12 protein-coding genes are annotated in these 13,081 nt (G+C 59.0%); 3 read left to right on the top strand and 9 right to left on the bottom strand.

Features of this window, described 5'->3' with window-relative positions:
• The first annotated feature begins 19 nt into the window (after positions 1 to 19).
• Positions 20 to 718 (top strand): glutathione S-transferase family protein, encoded by a 699-nt coding sequence (locus I5192_RS00525; RefSeq protein ID WP_223117509.1) that lies wholly within the window; start codon positions 20 to 22, stop codon positions 716 to 718.
• Between the two features lie 51 nt (positions 719 to 769).
• On the opposite strand, the gene I5192_RS00520 is transcribed toward I5192_RS00525, so the two are convergent.
• The 9 genes from I5192_RS00520 to I5192_RS00480 form a co-directional block, all read right to left on the bottom strand.
• The gene (locus I5192_RS00520; protein WP_170423625.1) at positions 770 to 1,216 is read right to left on the bottom strand and encodes a YtoQ family protein; all 447 of its coding nucleotides are present in this window, start codon (positions 1,214 to 1,216) and stop codon (positions 770 to 772) included.
• Between the two features lie 80 nt (positions 1,217 to 1,296).
• The gene (gene pheT / locus I5192_RS00515) at positions 1,297 to 3,693 is read right to left on the bottom strand and encodes a phenylalanine--tRNA ligase subunit beta (RefSeq protein ID WP_223117508.1); all 2,397 of its coding nucleotides are present in this window, start codon (positions 3,691 to 3,693) and stop codon (positions 1,297 to 1,299) included.
• A 78-nt stretch (positions 3,694 to 3,771) separates the two neighbouring features.
• Positions 3,772 to 4,575, bottom strand: a complete 804-nt coding sequence (locus tag I5192_RS00510; RefSeq protein WP_170513226.1) for a PHB depolymerase family esterase — start codon at positions 4,573 to 4,575, stop codon at positions 3,772 to 3,774.
• Positions 4,576 to 4,870: 295 nt separating this feature from the next.
• Positions 4,871 to 5,443 carry a hypothetical protein gene (locus tag I5192_RS00505; protein ID WP_170802325.1) on the bottom strand — a complete coding sequence of 191 codons (573 nt, stop codon included), beginning with the start codon at positions 5,441 to 5,443 and terminating at the stop codon, positions 4,871 to 4,873.
• Positions 5,440 to 6,513: a phenylalanine--tRNA ligase subunit alpha gene (gene pheS / locus I5192_RS00500; RefSeq protein ID WP_010443591.1), complete on the bottom strand. Its 1,074-nt coding sequence runs from the start codon at positions 6,511 to 6,513 to the stop codon at positions 5,440 to 5,442. The genes I5192_RS00505 and pheS overlap by 4 nt, the downstream gene beginning before the upstream one ends.
• A gap of 70 nt (positions 6,514 to 6,583) precedes the next feature.
• Entirely contained in the window at positions 6,584 to 7,954 is a 1,371-nt protein-coding gene (locus I5192_RS00495; protein WP_170408403.1) for a glutamate--cysteine ligase, read from the bottom strand.
• Between the two features lie 67 nt (positions 7,955 to 8,021).
• Positions 8,022 to 8,549, bottom strand: coding sequence for a hypothetical protein (locus I5192_RS00490; RefSeq protein ID WP_170408404.1), 528 nt, complete (start codon positions 8,547 to 8,549; stop codon positions 8,022 to 8,024).
• Complete coding sequence (locus tag I5192_RS00485) at positions 8,546 to 9,394, bottom strand: GNAT family N-acetyltransferase (RefSeq protein ID WP_223117507.1); 849 nt, start codon at positions 9,392 to 9,394, stop codon at positions 8,546 to 8,548. The genes I5192_RS00490 and I5192_RS00485 overlap by 4 nt, the downstream gene beginning before the upstream one ends.
• Positions 9,391 to 10,116, bottom strand: a complete 726-nt coding sequence (locus I5192_RS00480; RefSeq protein ID WP_223117506.1) for a 16S rRNA (uracil(1498)-N(3))-methyltransferase — start codon at positions 10,114 to 10,116, stop codon at positions 9,391 to 9,393. The genes I5192_RS00485 and I5192_RS00480 overlap by 4 nt, the downstream gene beginning before the upstream one ends.
• A 12-nt stretch (positions 10,117 to 10,128) precedes the next feature.
• Between I5192_RS00480 and ubiA the strand changes: the two genes are divergently transcribed.
• Together ubiA and I5192_RS00470 are read left to right on the top strand one after the other, a co-directional pair.
• The gene (ubiA, locus tag I5192_RS00475) at positions 10,129 to 11,091 is read left to right on the top strand and encodes a 4-hydroxybenzoate octaprenyltransferase (protein WP_223117505.1); all 963 of its coding nucleotides are present in this window, start codon (positions 10,129 to 10,131) and stop codon (positions 11,089 to 11,091) included.
• A 67-nt stretch (positions 11,092 to 11,158) separates the two neighbouring features.
• Positions 11,159 to 13,081, top strand: a complete 1,923-nt coding sequence (locus tag I5192_RS00470; protein ID WP_170818560.1) for an OmpA family protein — start codon at positions 11,159 to 11,161, stop codon at positions 13,079 to 13,081.

The raw sequence follows: 13,081 nt of genomic DNA, 5'->3' as shown, positions 1-13,081 counted from the left end.
GCGATAAAAGGAGCCCATCATGCTGGACACAATCCAATTCCCGATCATGAATAAATGGTCCCCACAGTTCCCCGAGCGGATTCAGCTTTATTCCTTCCCCACACCCAACGGGGTAAAGGCGTCGATCATGCTGGAAGAAACCGGCCTGCCTTATGAGGCACATCGTGTCACACTGGCCGATGCAGATGTCAAAAGCCCGGAGTTTCTTTCGCTGAACCCGAACAACAAGATCCCGGCGATCATTGATCCCAACGGGCCCGACGATGCTCCGTTGGCTTTGTTCGAAAGCGGTGCAATCCTTCTGTACCTCGCTGAAAAGAGCGGTAAGCTGCTGGGTCAGAACAAAGGCGACAAGCACCGGGTCACCCAATGGGTTATGTTCCAGATGGGCGGTATCGGACCAATGTTTGGCCAGCTTGGGTATTTCCACAAATTCGCAGGGGCTGAAATCGAAGACCCCCGCCCGCGCGAACGCTACGTGTCCGAGGCCAAACGCCTGCTGAACGTTCTCGACCGGCAACTGGACGGCGAAGACTGGATCGCCGGAGAATTCTCGATCGCCGATATCGCAATCGCGCCGTGGCTGCGCGGTTTAGATTATTACGGCGTCAAGGATGTCATAGGCTGGGAAAGCTATGGCAACGTTACGCGCTATCTGGATAGGTTCCTGGATCGACCCGCAGTGCAAAGAGGACTGAACATCCCCTCACGGGATTGATACACAAGGCCTGTGCGGCGGGATCCAAATCCGCCGCCACGGGCCATCGGGTTACCCAGGCAGCGCGCCTGTTAGAACGTAGCGCAAGATCTCAACAACTTGCGCGGGTTCTTCAGCGACGGCGAGTGCTGCTGCATCTACTTCTTTCAGCGCGTGCTGATGATCAGCCCCGTGCAGAACAATGATCGACTTGCCCAGTGCTGCCGCATAGCCCGCGTCAAATGCCGCGTTCCACTGCTTGTATTTGTCCCCAAAGCGTACAACCACAACATCCGCGTCTGATATGCCCTTGCGGGTCCGGATCGCGTTGACCATGGCACCCTTGTGATCGTGCCAGTACTTGTTCGGCTCGGCCCCCAAGATCGTGACACCGCAATCGTCCGAAGCACCGTGATCGGTGACCGGGCTACTGAACTCAACATCCAACCCATCGGCGCCCGCAATGATCTGCTCGCGCCAATCCGTGTGAATCTCACCGGACAAATAGACCTTCAGCATTTTTCTCTCCTCCCGTGAAAAAGGGGCGCAATGGCCCCTTTATCATTTCAAAAATACTCCCGCCGGAGGCGAAAACCAACTCATCCCCGCAAGACGCCGCCAGTGGCTTTCATCACTTTTTCGACAATCTTGGTGCTGACCGCCTCGATATCCTTTTCCTTCAGGGTCGCGTCCGACGGCTGGAGCCTTACGGTAATGGCCAGAGACTTCTTGCCCTCGCCGACGCTACCGCCAATGAATTCGTCAAAGACGCGCACGTCCTCGATCAGAGCCTTATCAGCACCCGCTGCCGCATTGACCAACGTCAGAGCTTCGATATCCGCATTTACAACAAAGGCGAAATCGCGCTCGACCGCCTGCAGGTCGCGCAATTCCAAGGCAGAACGGGTCGCACCGGATTTACGTGGCATCGGCACCTGATCCGGCCAGATGGTGAACGCCATTGCCGGACCCTTGATATCCAACGCCTGCAACACGCGCGGATGCAATTCACCAAAAACGCCCAGAACCTTTTTGGGGCCCAGACAAATCTTGCCGTGCCGACCCGGGTGCCACCAGGCATCGCCGCCACGAAGGATCTGAACCTTGGCAGGCGCACCAATGGCGGCAAGCACCGCCTCAGCGTCGGCCTTCGCGTCGAACAAGTCCACCGGGCGGGACGCACCGTGCACATCCTTGGGACCGCTACGCCCAACCATCAGGCCGGTAATCTGTGTCTGTTGATCCCCCGGCTCACCATCGTGGAACACCGGCCCGACCTCGAACAAGGCCAGATCGGCATAACCCCGTGCCTGATTGCGCGCCGCCGCTTGTAGCAAACCAGGCAGCAGATCAGGGCGCATATGGCTCATCTCGGACGAGATCGGGTTTTCCAACATGGTTGCTGCGTCACCGCCGCCGAACAGCGCCGCCGAGGCCTGATCGATGAAGGTGTAAGACACACATTCATTATACCCCAGCGCTGCACAGGTCCGGCGCGCCATCGACTGGCGACGCTGCGTGGCTGTCATGACCGGTTTGGGGATACCCGCCGTCGTACGCGGCAGCGGAATACCCTGCAACTTGGTCAGAGAAGCGATCCGCGCAACCTCTTCCACCAGATCGGCCTCCCCCATGATATCGGGTCGCCAGCTGGGCACATGCGCCATCTCGCCATCCAGACGAAAGCCCAAACGGGTCAGTGTCTGCCTCTGCTCGCTTTCCGGAATCTCCATCCCGACCAAGGACTGCACGCGCGCCGCGTCCAGTTTGTAGGCCCGCGCGTGGTTCGGCGCTTTGCCCGCCTCGACCACATTCGAGGCTTCACCGCCGCAGATATCCAAGATCATCTGCGTCGCATGCTCCAACCCTTCGCGCGTGTATTCCGGATCAACACCACGTTCGAATCGATACCGCGCGTCCGAGTTTATCTTCAGCGCCCGACCTGTGAGGGCGATCTGCACATGATCCCAGAACGCACTTTCAAGGAAAACGTTCACGGTCTCCTCGGTACAACCGGTTTCCTCGCCGCCCATGATGCCCGCGATAGATTCCGGGCCTTCGTCGTCCGAAATTACCATCATGCCGGGCTGTAGTGTGTATTCTTTCTCATCCAGTGCAACCAGCTTCTCGCCACCTTTGGCACGGTGAACGCGTAGGTTACCCTGCACCTTGTCGGCATCGAATACGTGCAGCGGGCGGTTGTGATCGAAGGTCATATAGTTGGTGATATCCACCAAGGCCGAGATCGGACGCAGACCAATCGCCTTCAACTGGTCCTGCAGCCATTGCGGGCTGGGGCCGTTTTTGACGCCCCTGATAAGCCGACCGGTGAAATGCGGCGCGCCATCCAGCGTATCTTCATCAATCGACACTTTGATCGGGCTTTCAAAGTCCCCCGGCACGGGGACATAGTCATGCACCTTCAGCGTGCCCAATCCACGTGCAGCCAGATCTCGCGCAATACCCGCAACACCCAGCGCATCCGGGCGGTTCGGCGTGATCGCGATCTCGATCATCGGATCAACTTTTGACGGATCGTTCTCAGCCAACCAATCGACAAACCGATCACCGACCTCACCCGAGGGCAGCTCGATAATCCCGTCGTGTTCATCCGACAGCTCAAGCTCGCGCTCGGATGCCATCATGCCAAAGCTCTCGACGCCACGGATCTTGCCGACGCTGATGGTGATATCCAGGCCGGGAATATACATACCCGGTTTACAAACCACCACGGTGATGCCTTCGCGCGCATTGGGCGCGCCGCAAATGATCTGCAGATCGCCCTCGTCGGTTTCAACCGTGCAAACGCGCAGCTTATCGGCGTCCGGGTGCTTCTCGGCATGTTTCACATGGCCCAGCGTAAAGCCCGCCAGACGGTCCGCCGGGTTGACGATCTCTTCGACCTCAAGCCCGAGATCGGTCAGCGCTTCGGCGATCTCATCAACCGACGCATCCGTATCGAGGTGGTCTTTCAGCCAGGACAGAGTGAATTTCATTGCAGCGGGCCTTTTTCGGCAAACATTCAGTCGGCACAGGCAATGGCAAAGATTGCGCCGAGGTGCAAGCGCTGCGGCTCACGGATAGGTGGGGGTGCGACCCAAAAGCTCGTCCAGCTGCCAGCCGATCCAGCCGTGGGGAATAAAGTGCCCGCCGGGATGGGTGTCCAGTGTCACCTGCCCTTGCGCGCAATCGGTCCACTCTACCCGGCTGAGCGTCAGGAACGGCTTCACGCTCCAATCCCCGCGCGGGGTCGCGCCGTTGCAGTTGAACTTGGCCTTCCACAGCGCCACCGGATAGGTCGTATCGCCGTCCGGGCCAAAGGGAAAATCCATCACCGTATCGTCCAGCCCATGCACATGGCGCACCTCGCGCGGGGCTTCCGGGCAGTCCTCGGTCTGGCGGATCGAGCCCGCAACCGCCAACAGCGCGGCGATGTCATTGCCCGACTGGCAGACATAGCGCCATGCCATTGCGCCGCCATAAGAATAGCCCGAGACATAGATACGCTCAGGATCAATGGGATAGCGTTTGGCGACGTCCTCAAGCACGCGATCTGCGAACGGCACGTCTGCGGTATCAGCAGTCCAGAAGTTCCAACTTTTGCCCAGCCCATTCGGAGCCACCAACAGCACATCGCGCAGCTTGGTCGCTCCGGCGATGCGTTCATGGTTCACCACTACATCGCCCTGCCGCGCCCAACCGTGGAAGTGCAACAGCACAGGCAGAGGCGTTACGCCATCCCAACCATCGGGTTCCAGCACATGATACGAGCGGTCGCCAACCTCACAGGCGGTATCGCCGTGGCAGTCAGATTTCCACGGCCCCATCGCAAAGGCCGGAGTCGCGGTCAGCAGAAGAAAAAGCAGTCGATAGATCATAAGCCGGAGCCTAGCGACGTCTGCCGCGCTGTCACATAACTTATTGGTGTAGGGTGGGGTTTCACCCCACCAACCGCCCTACGGCGGGGTGAAACCCCACCCTACAACGGATCAAATCACAAAGCCGCGCTATCGCCAGACCCCGGGGTGGCCATCAAAGGTTTGTGTTGAGTACTTTATGCCAGCCAAATCCGCGAAACGTTCAAACGGAGCGCTAACGGAGACAAATCGCCAGCCCGTGCGGGCGGTCTGGCGATCGCGCGGCGGCCAGTTGGCCTTAAATTCAGACGCTAAATTAGCTCAGAGCTTTGTTAGCGAACGCTTCGTCAGCCAGGAAATTGTCTACTTTAGTACCGGAAAGCAAGTCTGACCGCATGGTTGTAACCAGCTTCTGATATGCGTCGTGAAATTCCTGATCTCTTTCGCCAAGTTTCTTCAGGTCGCTATGATTGGCGAGATAGTTCTCCAAAACACTTTTATCGGCATCTACATCAATATCTGGCTCTTTAGCATTTGCTCTTTCCATGCCTCTAACCAAGGCTGCTCCAAACATTTTCTTGGACGCCTGAACAACGTCTTTTGGAGCCACCACTACTATCAAACTGTGTAGATTGGTGAGCCTGTTTGCTTGTTCAAAAAAATCTGTAGCCGAAACTGATGCTCTGCTCACATTGCGGTCCATAAGCACGGAGAGATACTCCGCATAAATGACTGATCTCTTCTCCCTTAGGTGTTGCTCTCGATCAGACCTCCGCTGAGCAAAAAACAAGCAAATAGCACTAAAAAGCGCTACAAACGGTGGAAGTGTGATCTGCGCTATCTCCAGCCAAGACCAACCACCAGACACAGCGCCAATTGAAATTGTCACCGCGACAAACCACCATGCAGGTTCGGCATATCCAGCGCTGCAAAGCCGTAGTGCCGCAGCCAGCGCAGGTCGCTATCAAAGAACGCCCGCAGATCAGGAATGCCATATTTCAGCATCGCCAGACGGTCGATCCCAATCCCGAACGCAAAGCCCTGATAAACCTCGGGGTCGATGCCACCGGCGGCGATCACCTTGGGATGGACCATGCCGGAACCCAGAATCTCCATCCAGTCGTCGCCCTCGCCGATCTTCAGCTGACCATTGTCCCAGGAACAGCGGATATCGACCTCGGCCGATGGCTCGGTGAATGGGAAGTGCGAGGCACGGAAGCGCAGCTCGACATCGTCGACCTCAAAGAACGCTTTCACGAACTCTTCCAGAACCCATTTCAGGTTCGCCATCGAGATATCCTTGTCGATGGCCAGCCCCTCGACCTGATGGAACATCGGCGTGTGTGTCTGGTCATAGTCGGCGCGGTAGACACCGCCCGGGCAGATCACGCGGATCGGCGCGCCCTGCAGTTCCATCGAGCGGATCTGCACTGGCGAAGTATGGGTGCGCAGCACGTGCGGCGGGCGATTGTCGCCCTCGGCGCGGTGCATGTAGAACGTGTCCATCTCGGCCCGCGCGGGGTGGTGGCCGGGGATGTTCAGGGCGTCGAAGTTGTGCCAGTCGGTTTCGATCCGCGGACCTTCGGCCACAGAGAAACCCAGTTCGGCAAAGATCGCGGTCAGTTCCTCGGTCGCCTGGCTGACCGGGTGGATCGAGCCCTGACGGCGCGCGCGAGTCGGCAGGGTGACATCCAGCCATTCGGTGCGCAGACGTTCATCCAGCGCGGCATCGGCCAGCGCTGCTTTCTTGGCCGACAGGGCCGAGTTGATCTCATCCTTCAAGGCATTAAGCGCGGGGCCTGCGACCTGACGCTCTTCGGGGGTCATCTTGCCCAACTCGCGCATCTTCAGCGCGACCTCGCCTTTTTTGCCCACGGCAGCGACGCGGATCGCCTCAAGCGCGTTTTCATCGCCAGCTTCGGCGATTTGGCCCAGATATTTTGCCTTAAGATCGTCCATGACGCCCTCTGAATTTGGTCGCCAACCTGCTATCGGCCCCGCCCCGCGAATGCAAGCAGGACGGTGGGGATCAATAGCTGTATTCGGGATAAATCCGGGTCAGGTCGCCATTCCAGTCGCCATTGTAGTGATCCAGCAACTCATCAGCGGGAACCTTGCCCGTATCGATGCTGTCCTTTAGCGCGTTCAGGAAATGCGTCTCGTCCTGCACCAGACCACCTGCGCCGGGGCGGGCGCGCGACGCCAGACCAGCCTCGGCAATCGAGACCACTTCGCGCGCCAGATCATGCATGTTGATGTTGCCAACCTGTGCTTGCAGACCATCCTTGGCAGCCTCAACCCGCAGCGCTTCGCGCGTCTCGGCATCCCAGCCTTTGACCAGATCCCAAGCGGCATCCAGCGCGGTTTGGTCATAGGTCAGACCAACCCAGAATGCAGGCAGAGCGCATAGGCGACGCCATGGGCCACCATCGGCACCGCGCATCTCCATGAATTTCTTGATCCGCGCTTCGGGAAATGCCGTGGTCAGGTGATCGGCCCAATCGGACAGAGTCGGCGTCTCACCGGGCAGTGCAGGCAGTTTGCCCTGCAGGAAGTCGCGGAACGACATGCCCAGCGCGTTGATATACTGGCCGTCGCGATAGACGAAATACATCGGTACATCGAGCGCATATTGTACATAGCGTTCGAACCCGAAGCCTTCTTCGAACACAAAGGGCAGCATGCCCGTCCGTGCATCGTCCAGATGCCGCCAGATATAACTGCGCCAGCTTTTCTGGCCGTTCACCTTGCCCTCGAAAAACGGAGAGTTCGCAAACAGCGCCGTCGCGACCGGCTGAAGGGCCAGCGCGACGCGCAGCTTCTGCACCATGTCGGCCTCGGACCCGAAGTCGATATTGACCTGAACCGTGCAGGTGCGCCGCATCATGGCGCGGCCCATGGTGCCGACTTTCTCCATATAATCGTTCATCAGCCGGTAACGGCCCTTAGGCATCAACGGCATCTCTTCATGGGTCCAGATCGGGGCTGCGCCCAGACCAATAAAGCCTACACCGATCTCATCGGCGATATCCTTCACTTCACGCAGGTGAGTGTTCACCTCATCACACGTTTCATGAATTGTCTCGAGCGGAGCGCCGGACAGTTCCAACGCACCGCCTGGTTCCAGGCTGACGTTCGCGCCGTCCTTCTCAAGCCCGATTAAATGTCCAGCTTCACGCACTTCGGCCCAGCCATGGCGGTCTCGCAGACCTTCCAGCACGGCCACAATCGACCGTTTGCCTTCAAACGGCAGAGGTTTCAGAGTGTCTTTGCAATAGCCGAACTTCTCATGCTCGGTTCCGATGCGCCAATCTTCCTTGGGCTTGCAGCCCGATTCCAGATATTCGGCCAGTTGCTCATGGCGTTCGATCGGTCCGCCGCCGGACTGGGGGATGGACATGTGACCCGTGCTCCGATCCTGATGTGTCTGTCTTGGCGGTCAGTCCTGAGCGCAAACCGCGCCAGTGTCAATGCAGCCTAAGGTGCGCAGGCCGTGACGGCGTGCGTTCCCAGATCACCACCGGATGTGCCGCACGACCGTTGAGTTCCGACAGCATTTGCTCGGTTTTAAGCCCCGGAAGTGCTGAGAACACATCAAACAGTGCCTCGGCCCCTTCGGCGTTCACCGGAATGTGAAGGGTCGGCTGCCCCGGCTGATCCAAAACCCAATGCGCAGGTTGCGAGGTCGGATCCAACGCCAACCGCTCGATTTCGCGGGCTGCAACGATGCCGCCGTCGAGCGGGCCCAGATAGGTGATCTGGCCTTCATCAATAGTCACCACACCCGGTCCTCCCGCACCATTGCGAAAGCGCGCGCGTTGCACTCCGATCACCGCCAGTGCCATCGAGACGACGATCAGCAGCCACCCCAACCACGCCAGCAATCCGCCGGGGCCGCTGATCCAGCTGAGGCCGAGGATCAGAACAAACCCTGCAACCAGCACTTCGCGCCAGCGCCACAGGGCCAGTTTGGCTTCGGGTCGAAAGAAACTCATGCCACGTCCTCCGGGTTTTTGAACAGGATCAGCGAGTATTGACCTGCAGGCTGGAACCCAATGGATATATAGGCACGCGCGGCCGCATCGGAAGCCGCAAAGAGGACAGCTCTGGAAACTCCCGCGTCGCGCGCCTCAACCAGTTGCAGGGCAACAGCCAAACGCGCATAGCCCCGCCCTCGTAAATCGGGTGGTGTGTAGACACCGCCGATCTGCACCACTTCAGGCAAGCGAGCGTTGAAGCCGGTCATGCTGACCGGTAGGCCGTTATGTAGCAAAACTCGATGCGAATCCCGCTCGATATAGGTCTTGATGTCCTTCCCAGCCTGCGTCTGTGCGCGCAAAGGATCAAAATCCATGGCTTCGATGAGGTAGCTTTCCCGCCAGTCTTCAAGGACCGAACGGTCTACATCAGTAAGCGGCATGAGATCTGCCCCACTGAAATCCGGTATTTGAAGTCGATCCAGCGCCAGGGAAAACCCCGGCTCATCGCTGTTCAGGGTCGCGGGTCGCCCTTCCCAACCTGCCAACCGCATTATCCGACGAGCTTGCGTTGCCTCAGCCGCGATGCCGAACAGGGCCCGGCCTCGAATAAGGTCAATCGCTGCGGCAAGTTCGGTATCCGAACAGTCGGGACATTGCAGCAGGATCATGCCTTCATTTGTTATGGCGAAGACCGCACGCAACGGGCTGCCAAGTGTCCATGCATTCAACGACCGGGGATGCGTACCGCACAGGCCAAAATCCCGTAGATTGGCCAAAGGGAACATCGATGTTTGGATATGTTGGGACAAAAACGAGTCGATCCTGGACAGGTCCGTTTCCTGCGCCAATTGCCACGTCACGTCCAATCTCCCAACGCTTGCTGCCACATTGTCATCGCCGCAACGGCTGCTGTATCGGCGCGCAGGATGCGTGGGCCGAGGCTGACCACATGGGTAAATGGTAGCTCCGCCAACCGTTTGCGTTCGGGCTCGGAAAACCCGCCCTCGGGGCCGATCAGGATCGCCCACGGCTTGCCTTTCTCATTCTCTGCCATGCGCAGGGCCGAGCCGGCTTCAGCCTCGTCACAGAACATCAATTGGCGATCATCGGGCCACGCGCCCAGGATACGATCCAATCGCTGGAGGTCAGCGACCTCAGGCACAAAAGTGCCGCCACATTGTTCGGCCGCCTCAATTGCGTGGGCCTGCAAGCGATCCTGCCGAATGCGCTCGGAGTTGGTGAATTCGGTCTGCACCGGTATGATCCGCGCGGCCCCCATTTCAGCTGCTTTTTCAACGATGAAATCGGTCCGCGCCTTCTTGATCGGTGCAAAGAGAAGCCACAGATCGGGCGGTAATTGCAGAGGTTTCGATTGCTCCACGCACGACAGGATTCCGCCTCGTTTGCCCGCTTCTGCTACCTCTGCCTGCCACTCGCCATCGCTGCCATTGAACAGGGCGACCCGGCCCCCAACCGACAGGCGCATGACGCCGAACAGGTAGTGCGCCTGCTCACGCGTCAAAGGAACCGATTGCCCCGGACCCAAAGGGTGCTCTACATACAGTCTGATCTTCGCATTCATGAGACCCTACATATGCAAGGCAATGCCCCAACACCAGACGGTCAGGTCGCCGATGCCGTAACCGGCAATTGGGTCGACACCCACGCGCCTGCCTTCACCCGCCCTTACCTGCGGCTCAGCCGCGCGGACCGACCTATCGGCACATGGTTGCTGCTGATCCCCTGCTGGTGGGGTCTGGCGCTGGCCATCCTGAGCGACGGCACTCCACGGTGGGGGGATCTTTGGATCGCCGTTGGGTGTGCGATCGGCGCGTTTTTGATGCGCGGCGCGGGCTGTACGTGGAATGACATCACCGATCGAGAGTTTGACGGGAAGGTCGAACGCACAAGGTCGCGCCCGATTCCCTCGGGTCAGGTGAGTGTCCGTCAGGCGGTATTCTGGATGGTGCTGCAATGTCTGTTGGCCCTGGCCATCCTTCTGACCTTCAACCGGGCCGCGATTGCGATGGGGGTTCTGTCTTTGCTGCCTGTTACCATCTATCCCTATGCGAAACGTTTTACGTGGTGGCCGCAGATTTTTCTGGGGCTGGCCTTCAACTGGGGCGCATTGCTGGCCTGGGCAGCACATACCGGCACCGTAGGCTGGCCTGCGATCATGCTTTATCTGTCAGGAATCGCCTGGACTTTGTTCTACGACACGATCTACGCCCATCAGGATGCCGAGGATGACGAGCTGATTGGCATCAAGTCCACTGCGCGCCTGTTTGGCACCGATACCGCCCGTTGGCTCAAGTATTTTCTGATTGGAACCGTCAGTCTAATGGCCTTTGCAATTATCGACGCGGCTTTGCCCGGGACATCGGTTCTTGCTTTGGCGGTCGCCCTTGGCGGGCCTTGGGCGATGGGGTGGCATCTGGCCTGGCAATTGCGGGGGCTGGACACGGAGGACAACGCCAAATTGCTACAGCTTTTCCGGGCCAATCGTGACACCGGCTTGATTCCGCTGATCTTCCTCAGCGTCGCCCTTTTCCTCTGATTGCACCTCTGTGCTGCGCTCTGTATGAGTCCCGGAACCAACCGCCCGAGGAGTCTCGATTTCGCCCATGCGTCTGCCTTACGCCCTAGCTGTTGCGTTGATTTTCGCGGTGTCCGCCGTGCTATCGCTGGTGGTCGCTGGATTTGCGGTCAGCAAGATCGAAGACGCCTCGGAACTGGCCGTGCGAAAGGCCTTGAACTTGCAGGGCCATGATTGGGCCGAAGTCGAATCCGACGGCCTGCGTGTCGTTCTGACCGGCACGGCCCCGACTGAGGCGACCCGATTCAACGCCCTGATCGCTGCGGGCACCGAGGTCGACACCTCGCGCGTCATTGACGAGATGGAGGTTGCTCCCACGGCCGATCTGACACCGCCCCGCTTTTCTACCGAGATCTTGCGCAATGACAGTGGAATTTCGATTATCGGGCTAGTACCTGCGGCTCTGGATCGCGATGATCTGGTAGACAGGCTGCAACGCCTTGATCGGGACGCGTCAGTCTCGGACCTGATGGAAAGTGCCGACTATCCCAAGCCAGACGGATGGGATCAGGCAATCGACTATGCGATCGAAGCGCTCTCGGATTTGCCACGGGCCAAGATATCTGCCAGCCCAGGGTTGGTGCGTATCACGGCCATTGCCGATAGCCAGCAAGAGAAAGACCAGCTGGAACAAGACCTGAGCCGCGCCGCGCCACCAGGTCTGCGAATCGGCCTTTCGATTTCGGCACCTCGCCCGGTAATCACACCATTCACGCTGCGCTATCTGATAGATGAGGATGGCGGGCAGTTTGATGCGTGCTCGGCCCAGGATGAAGTTGCGCGCGACATCATCGTCGCTGCGGCACAAGAGGCCGGATTAACCGGCCCCTATTCCTGCACCATTGGGCTAGGCGTACCGTCTCCGCGTTGGGCGAATGCAGCGCAGCTCAGCATTCGTGCGCTATCCGAACTTGGTCAGGGTTCAGTTACTCTGTCGGATGCAGATATCACTCTAGTTGCCACACAAGGGACTAACCCTTTGGAGTTCGACCGCATCGTGGGAGAGCTCGAAAATACGCTACCCGAGGTTTTCGCCTTGCATGCAATTCTTCCTGAACCCGAACCAGATGACCCGACTGGGCCTATTGAATTCGTCGCAACACGTAGCCCTGAGGGTTTGGTTCAACTGCGTGGCCGTCTGAGTGACGAAACGCTGCGTGAAATGACCGACAGCTTTGCACGTGCCGCCTTTGGATCATTGCAGGTGCACACAGCCACCCGGATTGCACCGGACCTGCCCGCGGATTGGCCCATACGTGTCTTGGCCGGGCTGGAGGCACTGTCGCAACTGCACAATGGCGCCCTGACCGTTACGCCGGACAATGTAGCACTGTCGGGCATCAGCCATGATCCCGACGCCAAGGCCCGGATCGCCGGCATGCTGTCGGACAAGCTGGGCGAGGCGCAGGATTACACCCTGTCAATCACCTATCAGGAGCCGCCCGCACCCGCCGACGCGCCACCCGACCCTGAGGTCTGCGAAGAGCAGCTGGCAGAGGTACAGGCCGCCAGAAAGATTGCGTTCGAACCGGGTTCAGCCACAGTAGCCGCCGACTCGCGCGATGCCCTGAACCAGATCGCTGACATCCTGCGCGAATGTGGCCCCATCCGGTTGGAGATTCAGGGCCATACCGACAGTCAGGGCCGTGAAGAGATGAACCAGCAGCTCAGCCAGTCGCGCGCACAGTCGATCCTGAACGAATTGCGCGGACGGCGCGTGCCGACCTCAAGCTTTTCTGCGGTCGGGTATGGCGAGACGCAGCCCATCGCCGATAACGAAACCGAAGAAGGCCGCGAAGAGAACCGCCGCATCGAGTTTCGCCTGATCCGTCCTGAACCCGTGGCCAACACCCTGACCGGGCTGGAGGCGATGGAAGCCGAGGCCGAATCTGAGGCCGAAATCGAGACACCTGAAACCGACGCACCGGATGCAGGCTCAGAGGACCAGTAA

It is taken from the genome of Ruegeria sp. SCSIO 43209 (assembly GCF_019904295.1).
Taxonomy (GTDB): Bacteria; Pseudomonadota; Alphaproteobacteria; order Rhodobacterales; family Rhodobacteraceae; genus Ruegeria.
Note: the sequence above shows the minus strand (reverse complement) of the source record. Positions and strands in the feature narration are given on the sequence as shown.